The following is a 16,330-nucleotide window of genomic DNA, read 5'->3' on the forward strand; positions in this document are numbered from 1 at the left end:
GCGTCAGTTCGTGCCCTTCACCACTTGCAGGGCAGTGATGCAGAGCACCACCGCCACCAGCACCGTGAGCACATAGCTCTGCAGCTGCCCGCTCACCGTGAGCTTGAGGCTGTTGGCGCTCGCCATCGACAGACGGCCGATGCCATCCACGCCGCCCTTGATCACCTGAATGTCGAACCAGCGGGTGAGGCGTGCCACCGAGGCCACCAGATTCACAATCGTGCGGCGGTAGATCTCAGGGGTATAGAAGTCATAGGCGAGCAGGTCTTGCACCACGCGCACCACAGGCTGGCGTGAGCGCGACCAGAAGGCATCCAGCGGCGTGAGCGAGCCCAGCAAGACGCCTACCAGGCCACTGCCCACCACCGCTGCGGCAACCGGAAGGGAGAAGGCGCCAATGCCCGGCACCGGATCGATGCGCTGCATGATCGCCGGCAACAGCAGCACGATCACCGTGAGGCTCACCATCGGCAGGGCCATCAACCAGTTGGACTCAGGGGTGCGCTTGGTTTTGGGCAGGGCAGGGCCCAGGAACACGGAGCGAAACACCCGAGCCACGTTGGCCGCAGCGAGCACGTTGGTGATCAGGAAGATGGCGGCAAAGGCCGGTGCCAGCTGCCGGAAGTTTTCCACCAGCAGGCCGTAGCACCAGAAGCCGCCCAACGGCACTAAACCCACAACCCCGGCGCTGCCGACGAGGAAGGCTGTGGCCGTGGCCGGCATGCGTGTGCCGATGCCGCCCAGCTCCGTGAGGTCTTGGCAATTGGTGGTGGCGATGATGCTGCCCACACTCATGAACTGCAGGGCTCGCGCCAGGCCGTGGGCGAATAGAAGCAGCAGTGCCAGCCCCGGTTGTTGCAGGGCAATGGCGATGAACACCAGCCCCAGATAGGAGGTTGTGGAGTAACTGAAGGCCCGTTTGAGATCCACCTGGGCGATCGCCACCAGGCCACCGCCAATGGCACTGATGCTGCCCACCACGAGCAGCACATCGGTCGCGATAGGGGAGAGGGCCACCACGGGCATCAGCTTCAGCAGCACGATCGCGCCGCAGGTCACCACCACGGAGTTGCGCAGGATCGATGCCGGATTCGGACCCTCCATGGCTTCATCGAGCCAGAGGTGCATCGGGAACTGGGCGCACTTGCCCATCGGGCCAGCGATCAGCCCAAGCCCCAGCAGGGTGCCGGCCAGGGGGGTGATCAGGTTCTGCTGGCGGGCCTCGGCTGCCCAGACATAGAGGTCGGAGAATTCCATCGAACCGGCCCAGGCGGAAACGGCCACCACACCCATCAGCAGCAGCACATCACCGACGCGCTTGGTGAGGAAGGCATCCCGTGCGGCCGTGACAACCAGCGGCTGGGCGTACCAGAAGCCCACCAGCAAATAGGTGGAGAGGGTGAGCATTTCCAGAAGGAAATAGCTCATGAACAAATTGCTGCTCAGCACCACGCCACTCATGGCGCCTTCAAAGAAGCCCACCAGGGCGTAGAAGCGCGCCAGCGACCACTCCTTATCGAGATAGCCGAGGGCAAACACCTGGCACACCAGGCTCATGGTGGTCACCAACTCCAGCGCTGCCAGGTTGGTGAGCGAGAGATCAAAGCCGATCCGCAGATTCAGATCGGCCGCTTGAAACCAGGGAAAGTCGAGGTGCTGCGGGCCCAGGGCCACCACCTCGGAAATGGCCAGGCTGCCGTGCAGCACCGCCAGCAGGGTGACCAGCAGGTTGAGATACGCCGCAGGCCGAGGCCCGTTGCGTTTGATCCAGCCGGTAGCCCACGGAAGCGACAGGAGCATCCCGCTGAAGCCGTAGAGCGGCACCAGCCAGATCAGTTGCAGCGGAAGCGGGAGAGCGTCGCTCAAAAAGCGGTGACCTGTGGGGGGCGGACTCTAAACAGGGTTCAGAAGCTGGCCCGGGCGCGGGGATCGCGGCGGGTGGCAGTGCTGGCGCCATAGCGGGCGTAGCCGCGGCGGCGGCGACCACCGAGCTGTTGCAGCCAGGCTTCCAGGTCGCTGCTGTGATGCTGTTCGTCCTCCAGCAGGGCCTGGAAGAAGGCACCGTTGGCCTCGTCGTTGATCACCCGGCAGAAGCGAGTGGCTTCGTCGTAGTGATCCACGAGCTGCTGTTCCAGATCCGCGTTCTGCTCCAGCAGCCCCACCAGGTCGGGGGCGTGGGTGACCGGCTGCAACTGGGAAGCGGCAGGTGCCACCCCGAGTTGCAGCATGTGCTGCACGATCCGTTCCGCGTGTTGCATCTCCTCCACCGTTTCCTCGCGGAAACGTTCGGCAGAGGACTCATCGCCCCAGAGCCCCACGAGGGACGCCTGAGTCATGTACTGCTGCACGGCAGTGAGCTCAAGGCTCAGGGCGCGGCCCAGATAGCCCAGGACGCGCGGATGGGCGGCGTCCATGCTCATCAGGCGCGGCGGTTGTTGGTGCTGGTCAGAACGGGCTCCACTTCGGTGTGGGGGCGGGCAATGATGTGGGCCGCCACGAGGCCATCACCCACGCGCTCACAGGCATCAGCGCCGGCGCGCACTGCAGCGTTGACAGCACCGGTTTCGCCGCGGACGAGCACGGTCACATAGCCACCACCCACGAATTCACGGGCGATCAGGCTCACTTCGGCGGCCTTGGTCATGGCGTCAGCAGCCTCGATGGCCGGCACCAAACCGCGGGTTTCGATCATGCCGAGGGCGATGCCCTGAACGGAAGAGGCCATGGGAGAGAGGCTGCTGGGGGAAGACGAACGGTTGTTGCCACCACCGCCGGCGGTGGAACCACCACCACGGCTGGTGGTGGCGGCGGGTTTGCTGGCGGCCGTCCTCGTGGGAGTCGAGGAGCGGGTGCTGGTGGCGGCTTTGCTGCTGGCCACGGCGGTGGTTGCCACGGTTTGAGCGGTCACGGTGACCGCCGGAGTGGCGGCTGCCGCGGGTTGGGCGGCCGGAGCTGGCGTGGAAGCCGGTGCCGCCGGGATGGCCGTCACCGGCGTGGTCGTGCTGGCAGCTGGTTTGGCAGCTGCCGGCTTACCGGAGGCCGAGGTGGAGGTGGCTCGGGATCTGGGAGTGGCCATGGCGGTGATGGGCAGTGCCCGTGAACGGTCGCGGTGAAACGGAGTGGGCCCGTGTCGTTCGGAGAACAGCAGCGGGAGGAACGGAGCTGAGCTGTTCCTTAACCGTCAGGCGACCAGTGGTCGATGATTCCGCCGATCGTGAGATCGGTGAACAAGTCGGCATTGCCGGTCGCGTGGCGTGCGGCGGAGCCACTGGCGGTGAACACCCAGTTGCCTGGGGAGGCGCCCACAGGGTCGCAGGCGACGCTGAGCTTGCCTTTGGGTGTGCGCAGGATGCGCAGGTTCTGGTGGGCGAAGCCCTCTACACGGTTGGTGCAGACCAGCGACCCCATCACCTGCATGATCTCCATTACTTGGCCCCTCCACTGCCGCTAGGAGCAGAGGGATTGGCGGGCTTGCCCGCAGCCATCTCCTTGGCTGCATCGGGATCCCAGTGGTCGATGATCCCCACGATCGTGAGATCGCTGGGGTACGACTTGCTGCCGGCGGCTTCGCGGGCAGCGGAACTGCCCACGCAGATCACCCAGTCGCCGGGGATGGCGCCCACGGCATCCACAGCCACCTTCTGGGTGCTGCCATCGAGCACCACTTGCAGGTGCTTGTGTTGGAAATCGGCGATGCGGTTGGTGGACACCAACGGCTTCACCACCTTGCAGATCAACATCTCAGTGCCCCCCTCCGGTGTTGAACGTGATTGAGGAACTTACGGTTTCAGCCGGCATATGCCGGTCACGGTCGCGCACGGTGAGCAGGGTGTGCAGCAGACCCTGCGCGCAGAGATCGCTGTAGCGCGCCTCGATGGCGCTCTTCACCCGTTCGCAGTGCGTGATGGCCCGCTCGCGGGCACCGGGAACGGCGCCGTGGTAGTCGAAGCGGAGCACCACGGGGATGGGCAGTCCGCGCGACACATTCAGACCTTTGAAGATCTTCACGCCCACATCGAGATCGGGAGCACCCTCTTCCACCGTGTCCATGTAGGCGAAATAGGTGAGGTTGCGCAGGTGCACTTCCTTGAAGCCGATGCCAACACCGATGAACCGCTCGGCATGACCGAAGTCGCTGTAGCTGCTGCCGTGGTATTGGCGCACGTAGTCGATCTGAGAGAGGTTGTGCTCGATCAGGCGAGCGATCAGCTGCACCATCCCGGCGTCCGGGGTTGAGGCCGCTGCGCTGTGAACCATCTCTTCGATGCGCTGCCGGCCCTGATCGGCATTGAGGCTGCGGGTTGCCTCGTAGACGTCATGGGCATCAAGCCAGCTGTCGAGGTTGGTGCTGCCATCACGACCGGGCACGTGAACACGGATTGCGTCGGTGTCGGTGTCCATCCCCACCAGCAGCAGATCCACCGAAGCACCACAGCAGAAGCTGTTTTCAACCGCTTGCTGGAAATCCTTGAGCCGTTGAAGGCCCTGGGCGGCTGCGGCCTTGTCGTCGCTGCCGTGGGCGGCGCAGCCTTCGTGGCAGGGATCTTTGGAGCTGAAGTGATACACCACCACCTTGAGGTAGCGGGTGTCGTCGTGGGCGGGATTGGGTAGCCCTTCGCGGTAGCGGCGATGCTCGGTTTTGACCCAGCGATCCACCGTGTTCTCCACGTCGAACATCGCGCCCGCATGGGAGCGGCGACGCACGGAGCTGAATGGCAACCTCAGGGCATAGGCGATGGCATGGGCCAGTCGACCATCGGCGCAGGGGGTGATGTCGAGCAGATGGAAGCCGCACTCCAGCAGGAACGCGTTGAAAGCTTCGGCATCCGCACTGCCGGCCTGGGCTGCCAGAGGATCGTCGTTGAAGAACGCGAGGCTGGTTTGCTCGTAGGCCTCAAACACGCACCACGCGAACAGGGTGCGCATGTCGAGCTGGCTGGTCCAGGCGGTTTCGAGCACCGGTTGGGGCAGCTCATGACCCAGTTCCGCCAGGGCCAGGCGTTGAGCCTGGGCAATGAAATCGGGCTCATGCTGCAACGCGGAGATGCGCTTGAGCACCGGAACAACCCGATCGAAGGCGCCGAGGGTGCGCTCCTCGTAGGCGCGCAAAGCGGCGTTGGCTTGACCGTTGCTCAACGGATGCAAACCGCCGCCCACGGAACGCTGGGCTGAGCGAACGCTGGCCGGCTTGATCACCACCTGGGTGGCGACAGGGCGCACCCGGCGAGCTGAACTAGCCACTGCCTGCACCGCATTGGCAGCTGCCGAAGCCTTGCGGCTGCTGCGAGAGTTACCGGTACGGGCGCGGCTGGCCAGCTCACGCTGGCGCAGCACCTTGCTCAGCGATGACGCGGGGTTGAGCTCAGCAGGGGTCTGGCCGGCTGGAGCTTGTGCGTCCCCATTGCTGCCGAAGCGGCGTCGGGGAGCCGTGGGGCTCAAGGCCCGCTCGGTGTTGCCGGTTCTCCGACGCATCTGCTTTTACCTCTCAGCCCCGGGCTCCGCCGGACACCGTGATCAGAGAACCCTGATCGGTGCTGCCGCTGGACCCAGTGATCTTGCTGTTGGGAGGGGGAACCTCCTGGTTCCGCTTGTTCTGCAGACCGGGCATACCGCTCATCGGACCCACGCGGGTGGGGTTGCGGCGGCGTGCCGAGCTGCCTTCGGTGCCGGTGACCCGCTCACCACGGTCCCAGTCATCGCCGGTGACCTTGGTGCCCGAACCCTCGCCGGTGACCCGGGAGGTGGGGCGCAGATCCTCATCCATGCTCACGGGAGCGGCGGCGGCTGCGGCCAGACGCTGGCTCGAGCGCCGGTCGAAGCGGAACTGCTCGGTTCCGGTGACCTTGCCACCGGCCATGTCAAAAGGGCCGGTGATTCTCCCGCCTTGCTCATAGGTGCTGCCGGTCACGGTCCCGGTGGTTTCGCGCTGAACTTGGGCGGCGCGAGCGGGCGACTGCACGCTGAACTGCTGCCAGGCGGCCTGGTTCAGGGGTTGGGGGAAATCGGCATCGTTGCGGGGTGCGGTGCCACAGGCGGCGGCCTGTTGATCCGCGCCCACATAGGGGGTGCCGGTGACGTCTTCGCAAGCGCCGCGCTCAGCGCCGGTCATCACACCGCCGATCCCGGGCTGGATGCCGGTCATGCGGTTGGCGTTGCGCACGGCGGTGCGCTCGCGGGTGGCACGCACGGCCTGGGCGTTGCAGAAGTCTCCAGCCTGTTCAAGGCCGGCATAGGGGGTGCCGGTGACCACCTTGCAGGTCCCGGGCTCATCGCCAGTGACATTGGAGGAACGGCCGGTGCGGGTGCCGCTCACCACCTGGTTGCGGTTGGTGACGCTGAAGCCCACCTTGGCGGCCTCGGGGGCAGGGCGGGTGCCGCAGAAGCCTTCGAACTGCTGGCTGCCGATGTATTCGTCGCCGGTCACGTTGCGGCAGCTGCCGGGCTCATCGCCGGTGACGCGCTCGCTGCGGCCCACGGCGGTGCCGGTGATACCGGTGCCGCGCAGGGTGCTGAAGGTGTTCACCTTGGTGGGTGCCTGACCGGCGGCGGGTGCCTCGGCGCCGAGGTATTGGTCGCCGGTGAGCTGGCGGCCGGAACCGGGCTCATCGCCGGTGACCTTTTCGCTGCGGCCCACCATCACGCCGCTCACGGCCTGACCGCCGAGGGTCTGGCTGCGACCCACCTTGCGCACGGACGGTGTGGTGGTGCCGCAGTAGGCCGCTGACTGATTGGCGGAGATGTATTCAGTGCCGGTGATCGACTTGCAGGTGCCGGGCTCATCGCCAGTCACCTTCTCGCTGCGGCCAACCTCGTTGCCGGTGACGCGATTGCCGTGGCTGGTCGCGGTGACGCGCACCTTGGCGGGCTGAATCGGTGCTGCGGGCTGGGTGCCACAGAAGGTTTGGAACACCTCAGCGCCGAGGTACTCGGTGCCGGTGATGGTGCGGCAGGTGGCGGATTCGTTGCCGGTGGTCTTCACCGAGCGGTTCGCCTGGGTCCCGGTGATGGTCTGTCCGGCGAGGGTTTCGCTCACGCCAACCTTCCAAGAGGCATCAGCCGCTGCGGCTTGCTTCGAGCCGTGGCGATTGGGGCCGCTGGGACGGGTACCGCTGTTGCGTGCTGTGCCGGCGGAACCGGTCTTGCTCTTAAGTTCGCGCACCTTCTGGGAGAGCTCGCGGGCGCTCAGATCGGGATTGATCTGGCGGGCCACAGCGGCAGGCCCGGTCTTGCTGGTGCTGCTGGCTGACTTGCCCCGCTTCGACAGTGCCTCGCGGCGGGCCAGCACCAGCGCACGGCTGGGATTGTGCTGTGCGGATACCTTGCGGGACGCAGGGCGGTTGCTGCTGTTGCTGCCGTTGGATGAGGCGCGGCTGCTCAGCGACAGGCTGGCGGCTTGGCTTCTTGCATTGGTTTCAGCAGCGTGCTCCTGGCACTTGCACTTGTGCTGGTCTGCTGCCGGGGCGGGAGCAGAAGCCTTGGGGGCCTCCTTGGCAACGTCGGTGCGGGTGCGATCCCTCGATTGAGAGGCACGTTTGCCGTTGCGGCTGAGGGCTTCACGACGGGCCAGCACCAGGTCGCGGCTGGGGTTGCTGACGCGCTTGGGGGTGCTGCTGCTACGCGCTGCGGCAGCACTCGGGGTTCCAAGGCTACGGGTCGGGGCCGGGGTGGGCGACGCAGCGGGCATAGCCACGGGTGCCGGGGGGGCGGCCTGGGTGCGGCTGGGGCGTGCATCAGCTGCAGTACGCACGCGTCCACCGCTCGCGTTCATGCGGCTGGCGGCTTTTTTGCCTCCATCGGTGAGGGCCTTACGGCGCTCCAGGGCTGCTTCGCGACTCGATTTGGTGGCCATGTCCGCCCGGCGTATGGAATGACTGGGTATGCGGCACTCCTGCCCTGTTGATGCACAGGCCTGCAGGGAGTTGCACAAAACGATCTGATCGTTGCGTCAACGACCAGCTCAAAAAAGGTGTGGTCCCGGATCAACCGGGACCAACGTTGTCAGGCGCTGAATCAGCGGCCTTCGAACACCACGAAGCAAGAGCCTTGGCTCTGGGTGTAGGCGTCGTAGCCCACGAGGCGCACGTGGTGGTCGGGGTATGCGCGGTGGCAAGCTTCGAGCTCGCTCACGATCACGCTCAGGTCCTTCTCACCGAAGAAGGGCAGTTTCCAATACGACCAATAGGTGGCCATGGAACGGCTGGGGTGCACGTGCTCGACGAGCGGGCTCCAACCCTGGGCAATGATGTACGCGATTTGGTCGTAGATCTCGTCCTGGGTCATCGGCGGGAGGAAGCCGAAGGTCTCCAGGGTGGCGACTGTTTGGTAGTCACCCACGGTGCTCTTGAAAGGCATGGGGTTCCTTGAGATGGATGGAATGAAAGCTCGGGTGGGAAACAACGTGAGGCTGTTTCCCGAATCCCGTTAGCGATTGGCTCAGTTGACGTCGAGCTTGTCGACGGTGTCGAACTCGAACTTGATTTCCTTCCAGGTCTCGAGAGCGATGGCCAGCTCGGGGCTGTGCTTCGCGGCTTCCAGAAGGATGTCGCGACCTTCGCGCTCGATTTCGCGACCGGCGTTGCGTGCCTTGACGCAGGCCTCGAGGGCCACACGGTTGGCAGCAGCACCAGCAGCAGAACCCCAGGGGTGACCGTGGGTACCACCACCGAACTGGAGCACGGAATCGTCGCCGAAGATGCTCACCAGCGCGGGCATGTGCCACACGTGGATACCGCCGGAGGCCACGGCGAACACGCCGCCCATGGAACCCCAATCTTGGTCGAAGAAGTTACCGCGGCTGCGATCTTCGGGAACGAAGGATTCGCGCAGCTGGTCGATGTAGCCGAGGGTGGACTGACGGTCGCCCTCGAGCTTGCCCACAACGGTACCGGTGTGGAGCTGGTCACCACCGGAGAGGCGCAGGCACTTGGCCAGCACACGGAAGTGGATGCCGTGCTTGGGGTGACGGTCGATCACCGCGTGCATGGCGCGGTGGATGTGCAGCAGCATGCCGTTCTTCCGGCACCACTTCGCAAGACCGGTGTTGGCCGTGAAGCCACCGGTGATGTAGTCGTGCATGATGATCGGCTGGCCGAGTTCCTTGGCGAACTCAGCGCGCTCGTACATCTCCTCGGGGGTCGCTGCCGTGCAGTTGAGGTAGTGACCCTTCTTCTCGCCGGTTTCTTGCTCGGCGAGCTTTACAGCTTCGGCAACGAACTCGAAACGGTTCTGCCAACGCTGGAAAGGCTGCGAGTTGATGTTCTCGTCGTCCTTGGTGAAGTCGAGACCACCGCGGAGGCACTCATACACCACACGGCCGTAGTTCTTGCCGCTCAGGCCGAGCTTCGGCTTGATGGTGCAACCCAGCAGAGGACGGCCGTACTTGTTCATACGGTCGCGCTCGACCTGGATGCCGTTCGGCGGACCCATGCAGGTCTTGATGAACGCCAAGGGGAAGCGGATGTCTTCCAGGCGCAGGTGACGCAGCGCCTTGAAGCCGAACACGTTGCCGACCAGGGAGGTCAGAACGTTGGTGATGGAGCCTTCCTCGAACAGGTCGAGGGGATAGGCGATGAACGCATAGAAGGATTCCTTGTCGCCAGGAACGTCTTCGATGCGGTAGCAACGGCCCTTGTAGAAGTCGAGGTCGGTGAGGAGCTCGGACCACACAGTGGACCAGGTGCCGGTGGAGGATTCAGCGGCCACAGCGGCAGCCACTTCCTCGCGGGGAACGCCTTCCTGGCCGGTGCACTTAAAGCACGCGAGCAGGTCGGAATCGAGGGGAACGTAATCAGGAGTCCAATACGTGTCGCGGTACTCCTTAACCCCAGCGTCGTACTTCTTAGCCATGGAGAATCTCCGGGTGGGTCGAGGGAAATGAGTCAGAGGTGTGAACGGCCCTCAAGGGCGCGGTTCAGTCCTCAGTCCTTCGAACCAACGAAGCCGGCGCTGCTGTTCAGAGCAGGCTCCACTTCACGGTGGGGACGGGCAATGATGTGAGCGGCAACCAGGCCATCACCCACGCGCTCGCAGGCATCAGCGCCGGCGCGAACGGCTGCGTTCACAGCGCCGGTTTCGCCACGCACGAGCACGGTCACATAACCGCCGCCCACGAATTCACGGCCAATCAGGCGCACTTCGGCGGCCTTGGTCATGGCGTCAGCGGCTTCGATCGCGGGGACCAGACCCCGGGTCTCGATCATGCCGAGGGCGATGCCCATGGTTTCGTTTGCCATTACCTGCTCCTGGAGGAGGGGTGGAATGTTCGCCTGCAACCTTGCTCGCCAGCCGAACCTCCCGTCAAGCCATTTGGGTTCTCTTCACGATCACCGTCTTCATTGCTACTGATAAGGGCGCCTGATCAGTGCATCACAAAACTTTGGAGATGCTTCTCGCCTGACCGGCCTGCGTGGGGCAAACCGTTGTTCTGCACACGGTTTTCCCTTGTTCGTGCTCTCCCGAAATCGCGATGACCCGCCAGGGACTCTCAGAGGGGTTCCGCATCGGAGACAAAGCCAACGCCGCCGTAGTAACTCAGCAGTGGCCGCAGGGAGCTGCGCAGGGGCTCGAGCAATTCCGGCGCGCAGAACACGATCACGTGGGCGTTCGCCCCAAGACCGCTGAATTCCATGTTGTCGGAAACGGCCCCCCGTGGGCCCCGCCCCGTGACGTGGCGCATCACCGTGTATCCGCTGCAGCCGGCCTGATCGATCGCCTGGAGCACCGGATCGAGTTCGCGCTCGCTCAGGATCAGATCCACCCGCTTCATGGCAGCAGCCGATTCACCAGGGCCATGTAGAGAGGTATACCCACCACGATGTTGAAGGGAAAGGTGAGGCCAGGGCTGTGGAGATATAGAAGCTGGGGTTGGCTTCCGGCACCGTCATGCGCATCGCTGCGGGCACAGCGATGTAGGAGGCGCTGGCACAGAGCACCACAAACAGCAGCGCGTTGCCGGCTTCTAGCCCCAGCCCCCGGGCGATCAGGCTGCCCAGCACGGCGTTGAACAGGGGCATCCCCAGGGAGAACGCGATCAGAAAAGTGCCGGCCTGCCGCAGATCCCGCAGCCGCTGTGCGGCCACGATGCCCATATCCAAGAGGAAGAAGCTCAGCGCGCCGTAAAAGAGCTTGTCGGTGAAGGGCAGCATCTTCTCGGCTCCCTGGGGGTTGTTGGCCGCTGTGAGCACGCCCACCACCAGGCTTCCCACCAGGAGAAACACCGATCCGTTCAGCAGGGCTTCCTTGAGCACAGCCCCCCAGCGCATCCCCTGGCCCGCTTCGGCTCGCGCCGGACCAGCCAGTTTCACCAGCAGCAGGCCCACGATGATCGCGGGCGATTCCATCAAGGCCAGGGCAGCCACCATGAAGCCGTCGTGGTGCAGGCCCAGCGTGTCGAGAAAGCTCTCCGCGGTGATGAAGGTCACCGCGCTGATGGAGCCGTAGGTGGCTGCAATCGCGGCGGCGTTGAAGCCATCGAGCTTCCAGCGCAGCAGCGCAAAGCTGTACACCGGCACCAGCAGCGACATCAAAACCGCCGCGGTGATGGTGAGCAGAACCGGCCCGCCCACGCCGGAGTGCTGCAACTCGAGCCCTCCCTTGAAGCCAATGGCCAAGAGGAGATACAGGGAGAACAGCTTGGGCAGCGGCGCCGGAATCTCCAGATCCGAGCCCAGCAGCACGGCCAGCACTCCCAGGAAAAAGAACAGAACCGGTGGGGTGAGCAGGTTCTGCAGGATCAGGCTCGTGTCCACCGCCGCGCTGCTGCAGAGCTTCACGCTAGGCGGCGGGTTGGCCACTGTTCGCGCACGCACACAAGCTTGCCGCGGGCGGTTGTGGCTGGTGGAAACCGTTCTTACGGTTGAGGGGAGGCAGGAACCCCTGGAGCTTTTTCGGGGGGTGGAATGTTCAACCCGTCCCTGCCTCCCCCAATTTGCAGGTGCCTCGCCAGGCCACAATGGGCCCCCAGACCTGGCTCAGGCCTTGATGCGCCCCTCCTCCACCCGGCCGTTGCTGGTGATCGCCAGCGGCAACGCCTACAAGGTGGCCGAGATCAGCTCCATGCTCGATGCCGTGGATCTGGAGGTGTGCCGGCAGCCCGACGGCCTCGAGATCGAGGAAACCGGCAGCACCTATCTGGAGAACGCCCGGCTGAAAGCCACGGAGGTGGCCAGGCTCACGGGGCAGTGGTCTCTGGCGGATGATTCCGGTTTGGAGGTAGATGCCTTGGGCGGCGCTCCAGGGCTCTATTCGGCCCGCTACGCCCCCACCGATCACGAGCGCATCCACCGGCTGCTGCAGGAGCTAGGAACAACCCCCTACCGCAGCGCCAGTTTCAACAGCGCCATGGTGCTGGCTGATCCCACCGGCCAGGTAGTGCTAGAGGCCGAGGGGATCTGCCGCGGGGAGATCCTCACTACGCCCGAAGGCCATGGCGGGGGCTACGACCCAATCTTCTGGGTGCGCGAAGCCGGCATGACCTACGCCCAGATGGGCCAGCACCTCAAAGACAAGCTCGGTTCACGCGGCAAGGCTGCCCGCGCCCTGGCTCCGCGGCTCAAGCAGCTGCTGGGACTGGGCTGAGGTCAGCGGGCCCGGCGGTTGATCTGCTCCACTGAGCGCATCGCTGCAGCGGCGGCTTCGTTCACATCCCCTTCCCAGCCGGCCAGGGTGAGACGGCCGAAGGCGCCCACGGCCTTTACATCCACCACGGTGATGTTGCTCGCCTTCTCGGCTTCGTTGGCGGCCAGAAGCACATAACCGGCAGGCTCGGTTTCAAGGATGTACATGCTCATCCCGGCCTGAATCATCGAACCGCGGCGGTTCTGGCGGTTGATCAGCACCGCATGGTCTGGGGTGATGGCGCGAATCACTTCGGTCCAGGTGACGCTGCAGCGGCTGCGTTGCTCCACGCTGCTGCCGATCGCCTCGAGCACCACATCCCCGGAATGGAGAACGTTGCTCTGATCGCGGTGATAGAGAGCCAGGGAGCCGAAGGCCCGTTCCACGATCATCTGGCCGAGGCGCACGGTGCTCGCCTTGAGGGCGATGTCGGTGACGCGGTGCACCGCCATGCCGGGCGACACCTCCAGCCACAGACAGGCATCGCCGGGGATCGGCAGGAAGCCCTGACTCACCGTTCCCATGTAGGCCGCCAGTTGCGGCTGCAGGGAATCGAGAAACACATAAGTACGCAGCTCGATCGACTCGACAGCGCTGGCCTGGCTCACCAGCCGCGCCTCGCTGTCGGTGGTGATCACACAGCTGGCGGCTGAGGGATGCAGCTCGTCGAGGGGCGTACCGCTGCCGCTGAACCCCACGTTGGTACCGGTGATCTGCACACCGGAGGAGCGTCGCCTTGGGATCCGCTGCGGCAAGGCGAAGGCTGCTCTCAAATGCGGCGCGATCTTACCGCCCGGAACCAACCGTGATCCCGCTCCCTTGCGCGCCGCGTTGCAGCCGGTACCGTCCGGCCATGTCCGCAGAAGAGCCCGTGGCCGCTAAGCGTTCCGCCTCCGCCGCTTCCGCCAAGCCGATCCACGATGGCGCCGACCTCAACGCTGAGCAGGCCCTGGCTCTGGTGGGGATGGGCCTGATGCAGAAGATGGCCGCCAGCGGCGAGCTGCCCTGGATGTGGAACGAGGCCGAGGATGGTGGCAATTGCGATGTGGCGGCTTTGCGCCAGCGGTTGGAGCTCACCCAGCTGGCTCTGCAGACTGGTGCACCACTGAGCACCGCCGAGGTGACTTACCTCATGGGTGCCCGGCCCGGCAGCGCCGAGGTGGAGCGCGGCGGCTTGCGGGCCCGCCGGGTGAGTCGCAATGTATGGAAGCTGAGTGAAGCCCGTGGCAGCGAGCGCCGGGGTGAAGTGGCCCAGTTCAGCAGCTTCAACGACGGCCGCCGCCGGTTTGCCTGATGCCTTCAGGGCAGTTCGCCGCCTTTGCTGATCTCCCGGTCCCAGGCGGCGATCAGATGCTCCTTGAGCAGGGTGGCTTGCCCAAGGGCTAGATCGAGCCCACCCCACCAGTTCACCAAGGCCACAGGGATCGGCATGGCATTGCAGTCGAGCTCAAACGACTGAATGGTGTCATCGCCGTCGACCAGCACGGTGATTGAAAACTCCAGCAGGCCCTGCGGCCAGGGATGCAGTGTCACGGTGGTGATATCGCCCAGGGCATAGCAGCCCACGTCGATCGTCCACCACGGTCCGCCAGGCACCTCCCGCGGGTAGCGCTCGGGGTGGTCGATCTTGGGCCAGCCTCGCAGCACCAATTGCTGAAGTAGCTCGTGGAGGGTGGCGCGCATCGGCCCTCCCTCCGCAGCGTTGGTCCTGTCATGGCACCGGCGGCAGCTTGCCGGCAAGGGGACAACACCAGCGCATCGGTGCATCCTGGGGGCAGATCTCACCCATCCGTTGCTGTTCAACGTTGCCAGACGGCTACTGGGCAAACCCCTGCCCCGCAGCCAGTCGGATTCCGAGAAGCTGCCCAGCTTCGAGGCGCTGCCAATCCTCAGCTCCGATGCGCTTTCCTCGGTGGCTTACGCCACGGAAGCAGCCCTCGGCGTGCTGATCCTGGCGGGCAGCCAGGCCCTGGAGCTCTCGCTGCCGATCACCGGCGCCATCGTGCTGCTGATCGGGATCGTGGTGCTCTCCTATCGGCAAACGATCGAGGCTTATCCGCAGGGTGGCGGCTCCTATGTGGTGGCACGGGAGAACCTCGGCACCTGGCCCAGCCTGATCGCGGCGGCCTCTCTGCTGGTGGATTACACCCTCACCGCCGCCGTGAGCCTGATGGCCGGCACTCAAGCCTTGTCGTCGTTGCTGCCGGGGCTGCTGCCCTACGAAACGCCCCTGGCCGTGCTGCTGTTGGTGTTGGTGGGCTGGGCCAACCTGCGGGGTGTGAAGGAAGCCGGCCGCGCCTTCGCCATCCCCACCTATGCCTTTGTGGTGATGGTGGTGCTGCTGGCCCTCTTCGGCCTGCAAAACCTGGTGTTTGCCCATGGCTTCACCCCTGACGCACCACCGCTGGTGCGGGCGGCGGAACCGCTCGGCTTGTTTCTGATCCTGCGGGCCTTCAGCTCCGGCTGTTCGGCGATGACCGGGATCGAAGCCATTGCCAACGGCGTGAAGGTGTTCCGCGAGCCGGCCGCCAAGCGTGCCCAGCGCACGATGCTCGTGATGGGGGTGATGCTCGCCCTGATGTTCCTGGCCGTGAGTGGCTTGGGCTGGCTCTATGGGGTGGCCCCCAATCCGGATCGCACCGTGTTGGCGCAGATCGGCATCCGGGTGTTTGGTGAAGGAAGCCCCCTCTTTTGGGCTCTTCAGATCAGCACCCTGCTGATCCTGGCGTTGGCGGCCAATACGGCATTTGCCGGCTTCCCCCGCCTGGCAGCGATGCTGGCGCAGGATCGCTTTCTGCCTCGGCAGATGGCCTGGATCGGCGATCGCTTGGTGTTCCAGAACGGCATTTTCGTGCTGCTGGTGGCTGCCGCGCTGGTGATCGTGGTGTGCGAGGGCGACACCACCGTGGCGGTGAATCTTTATGCCCTCGGCGTGTTCAGTGCCTTCACCCTCTCGCAGGCGGGGATGGTGGTGCGTTGGTGGCGGCTGCGCGGCCCCGGCTGGCTGGGGCGCCTGCTGATGAATGCGCTCGGATCGCTCACCACCTTTGTGGTGCTGATCGTGATCGTGGTGAGCAAATTCGATGAGGGGGCTTGGACCGTGGTGATCGCCATCCCCCTGCTGGTGTGGATGCTCGCCCGCATTCGCCACCGCTATGACAGCGTTTACCGCGCGATCAGCCTCAATCCCGGCGACGATCGCAGCCTGCGTCTGCCGTCTCGCCGTGATCCGGTGGGCAACACCAGCCTGGTGTGGGTGCCTTCGCTCAGTCGCCCCAGCCTGGAGGCCCTCCGTTATGCCACCACCGTGTCGGATCGGGTGGTGGCGGTGTGGGTGTTGGCGGAGGGCGATGACCCTGCGCTGATCCGTGAGCAGTGGCAGCAGTGCGTGGGCGATCCCGAGCCCCAGGGTCTGGAGCTGGTGCTGCTGGACAGCCCCTTTGCCTCGCTGGTGGATCCCTTTACGGAGTTTGTGGCCCTGGAAGAGCAGCGCTATCCCGGCAGCACCTTCACGATCGTGATGCCGATGGCCATTCCCCGCTACCGCTTCGATGGTCTGCTGCTCAATCAGAGGGGCCTGAACATGCGCCGCTCGCTCGATGCACGCCGCAATCGCGTGTTCACCCTGGTGCGCTATTACCTGCCGGCCTGATGCCGGTGGCCACTGATTAGTAGCGCTTGCGGGTGTGATTCATAACGCCTTTGGGACACCGCA

General features: G+C 65.0%; 17 protein-coding genes and 1 pseudogene. 4 read left to right on the forward strand and 14 right to left on the reverse strand.

What is annotated here, in order from left to right; translation table 11 throughout:
• Positions 1-3: 3 nt before the first annotated feature.
• Genes H9532_RS14895 through H9532_RS14905 form a run of 3 tightly spaced genes read right to left on the reverse strand, consistent with a single transcriptional unit; the run spans position 4 to position 2,989 of the window.
• On the reverse strand, positions 4-1,866 hold the full coding sequence (locus tag H9532_RS14895; protein WP_296369980.1) for an NAD(P)H-quinone oxidoreductase subunit F: 1,863 nt from the start codon (positions 1,864-1,866) through the stop codon (positions 4-6).
• Positions 1,867-1,904: 38 nt separating this feature from the next.
• Positions 1,905-2,414, reverse strand: a complete 510-nt coding sequence (locus H9532_RS14900) for a ferritin-like domain-containing protein (protein WP_366664577.1) — start codon at positions 2,412-2,414, stop codon at positions 1,905-1,907.
• A gap of 5 nt (positions 2,415-2,419) precedes the next feature.
• The gene (locus H9532_RS14905) at positions 2,420-2,989 is read right to left on the reverse strand and encodes a BMC domain-containing protein (protein ID WP_296369983.1); all 570 of its coding nucleotides are present in this window, start codon (positions 2,987-2,989) and stop codon (positions 2,420-2,422) included.
• Between H9532_RS14905 and H9532_RS14910 the strand changes: the two genes are divergently transcribed.
• Positions 2,910-3,113, forward strand: a complete 204-nt coding sequence (locus H9532_RS14910) for a hypothetical protein (RefSeq protein ID WP_296370173.1) — start codon at positions 2,910-2,912, stop codon at positions 3,111-3,113. The two genes, H9532_RS14905 and H9532_RS14910, sit on opposite strands and share 80 nt — an antisense overlap.
• A 61-nt stretch (positions 3,114-3,174) precedes the next feature.
• On the opposite strand, the gene H9532_RS14915 is transcribed toward H9532_RS14910, so the two are convergent.
• The 9 genes and pseudogenes from H9532_RS14915 to H9532_RS14955 all read right to left on the reverse strand — a co-directional run bounded on the left by H9532_RS14915 (position 3,175) and on the right by H9532_RS14955 (position 11,747).
• Positions 3,175-3,426, reverse strand: a complete 252-nt coding sequence (locus H9532_RS14915; RefSeq protein ID WP_296369985.1) for a carboxysome peptide B — start codon at positions 3,424-3,426, stop codon at positions 3,175-3,177.
• Positions 3,426-3,740, reverse strand: a complete 315-nt coding sequence (locus H9532_RS14920; RefSeq protein ID WP_296369988.1) for a carboxysome peptide A — start codon at positions 3,738-3,740, stop codon at positions 3,426-3,428. The genes H9532_RS14915 and H9532_RS14920 overlap by 1 nt, the downstream gene beginning before the upstream one ends.
• Position 3,741: 1 nt before the next feature.
• The gene (locus H9532_RS14925) at positions 3,742-5,472 is read right to left on the reverse strand and encodes a carboxysome shell carbonic anhydrase (protein WP_296369990.1); all 1,731 of its coding nucleotides are present in this window, start codon (positions 5,470-5,472) and stop codon (positions 3,742-3,744) included.
• 13 nt (positions 5,473-5,485) lie between these two features.
• Entirely contained in the window at positions 5,486-7,849 is a 2,364-nt protein-coding gene (locus H9532_RS14930) for a CsoS2 family carboxysome shell protein (RefSeq protein ID WP_296369992.1), read from the reverse strand.
• A gap of 161 nt (positions 7,850-8,010) precedes the next feature.
• Positions 8,011-8,352 (reverse strand): ribulose bisphosphate carboxylase small subunit, encoded by a 342-nt coding sequence (locus H9532_RS14935; RefSeq protein WP_296369994.1) that lies wholly within the window; start codon positions 8,350-8,352, stop codon positions 8,011-8,013.
• An 81-nt stretch (positions 8,353-8,433) separates the two neighbouring features.
• A complete protein-coding gene (locus tag H9532_RS14940; RefSeq protein ID WP_029552865.1) occupies positions 8,434-9,846 on the reverse strand; it encodes a form I ribulose bisphosphate carboxylase large subunit in 1,413 nt (470 codons plus the stop codon).
• 71 nt (positions 9,847-9,917) lie between these two features.
• The gene (locus H9532_RS14945; protein WP_094587519.1) at positions 9,918-10,232 is read right to left on the reverse strand and encodes a BMC domain-containing protein; all 315 of its coding nucleotides are present in this window, start codon (positions 10,230-10,232) and stop codon (positions 9,918-9,920) included.
• A gap of 251 nt (positions 10,233-10,483) precedes the next feature.
• A complete protein-coding gene (locus tag H9532_RS14950; RefSeq protein WP_296369999.1) occupies positions 10,484-10,765 on the reverse strand; it encodes a transcriptional regulator in 282 nt (93 codons plus the stop codon).
• Positions 10,762-11,747: pseudogene (locus H9532_RS14955) on the reverse strand (sodium-dependent bicarbonate transport family permease). The gene H9532_RS14950 and the pseudogene H9532_RS14955 overlap by 4 nt, the downstream one beginning before the upstream one ends.
• 232 nt (positions 11,748-11,979) lie before the next feature.
• Between H9532_RS14955 and rdgB the strand changes: the two are divergent.
• Positions 11,980-12,576, forward strand: a complete 597-nt coding sequence (gene rdgB / locus H9532_RS14960) for an RdgB/HAM1 family non-canonical purine NTP pyrophosphatase (protein ID WP_296370001.1) — start codon at positions 11,980-11,982, stop codon at positions 12,574-12,576.
• Between the two features lie 2 nt (positions 12,577-12,578).
• On the opposite strand, the gene H9532_RS14965 is transcribed toward rdgB, so the two are convergent.
• A complete protein-coding gene (locus H9532_RS14965) occupies positions 12,579-13,313 on the reverse strand; it encodes a BMC domain-containing protein (RefSeq protein WP_296370169.1) in 735 nt (244 codons plus the stop codon).
• A 173-nt stretch (positions 13,314-13,486) separates the two neighbouring features.
• On the opposite strand from H9532_RS14965, the gene H9532_RS14970 reads away from it, so the two are divergent.
• Positions 13,487-13,909 carry a hypothetical protein gene (locus H9532_RS14970; protein WP_296370171.1) on the forward strand — a complete coding sequence of 141 codons (423 nt, stop codon included), beginning with the start codon at positions 13,487-13,489 and terminating at the stop codon, positions 13,907-13,909.
• 5 nt (positions 13,910-13,914) lie between these two features.
• Here H9532_RS14970 and H9532_RS14975 read toward each other — a convergent pair whose 3' ends face one another.
• A complete protein-coding gene (locus H9532_RS14975; protein ID WP_296370003.1) occupies positions 13,915-14,298 on the reverse strand; it encodes a hypothetical protein in 384 nt (127 codons plus the stop codon).
• A gap of 109 nt (positions 14,299-14,407) precedes the next feature.
• Between H9532_RS14975 and H9532_RS14980 the strand changes: the two genes are divergently transcribed.
• Positions 14,408-16,267, forward strand: a complete 1,860-nt coding sequence (locus H9532_RS14980; protein ID WP_296370005.1) for an APC family permease — start codon at positions 14,408-14,410, stop codon at positions 16,265-16,267.
• The last annotated feature ends 63 nt before the right edge of the window (positions 16,268-16,330 follow it).

Source organism: Vulcanococcus sp. Clear-D1, from assembly GCF_014654725.1.
Taxonomy (GTDB): domain Bacteria; phylum Cyanobacteriota; class Cyanobacteriia; order PCC-6307; family Cyanobiaceae; genus Vulcanococcus.

Excerpts from the sequence above, each read along its gene's own strand:
- H9532_RS14950 (WP_296369999.1), bottom strand. The coding sequence starts at position 10,765 with ATGAAGCGGGTGGATCTGATCCTGAGCGAGCGCGAACTCGATCCGGTG.
- H9532_RS14945 (WP_094587519.1), bottom strand. The coding sequence starts at position 10,232 with ATGGCAAACGAAACCATGGGCATCGCCCTCGGCATGATCGAGACCCGG.
- H9532_RS14900 (WP_366664577.1), bottom strand. The coding sequence starts at position 2,414 with ATGGACGCCGCCCATCCGCGCGTCCTGGGCTATCTGGGCCGCGCCCTG.
- H9532_RS14975 (WP_296370003.1), bottom strand. The coding sequence starts at position 14,298 with ATGCGCGCCACCCTCCACGAGCTACTTCAGCAATTGGTGCTGCGAGGC.
- H9532_RS14915 (WP_296369985.1), bottom strand. The coding sequence starts at position 3,426 with ATGGAGATCATGCAGGTGATGGGGTCGCTGGTCTGCACCAACCGTGTA.
- H9532_RS14935 (WP_296369994.1), bottom strand. The coding sequence starts at position 8,352 with ATGCCTTTCAAGAGCACCGTGGGTGACTACCAAACAGTCGCCACCCTG.
- rdgB (WP_296370001.1), top strand. The coding sequence starts at position 11,980 with ATGCGCCCCTCCTCCACCCGGCCGTTGCTGGTGATCGCCAGCGGCAAC.
- H9532_RS14930 (WP_296369992.1), bottom strand. The coding sequence starts at position 7,849 with ATGGCCACCAAATCGAGTCGCGAAGCAGCCCTGGAGCGCCGTAAGGCC.
- H9532_RS14940 (WP_029552865.1), bottom strand. The coding sequence starts at position 9,846 with ATGGCTAAGAAGTACGACGCTGGGGTTAAGGAGTACCGCGACACGTAT.
- H9532_RS14925 (WP_296369990.1), bottom strand. The coding sequence starts at position 5,472 with ATGCGTCGGAGAACCGGCAACACCGAGCGGGCCTTGAGCCCCACGGCT.
- H9532_RS14920 (WP_296369988.1), bottom strand. The coding sequence starts at position 3,740 with ATGTTGATCTGCAAGGTGGTGAAGCCGTTGGTGTCCACCAACCGCATC.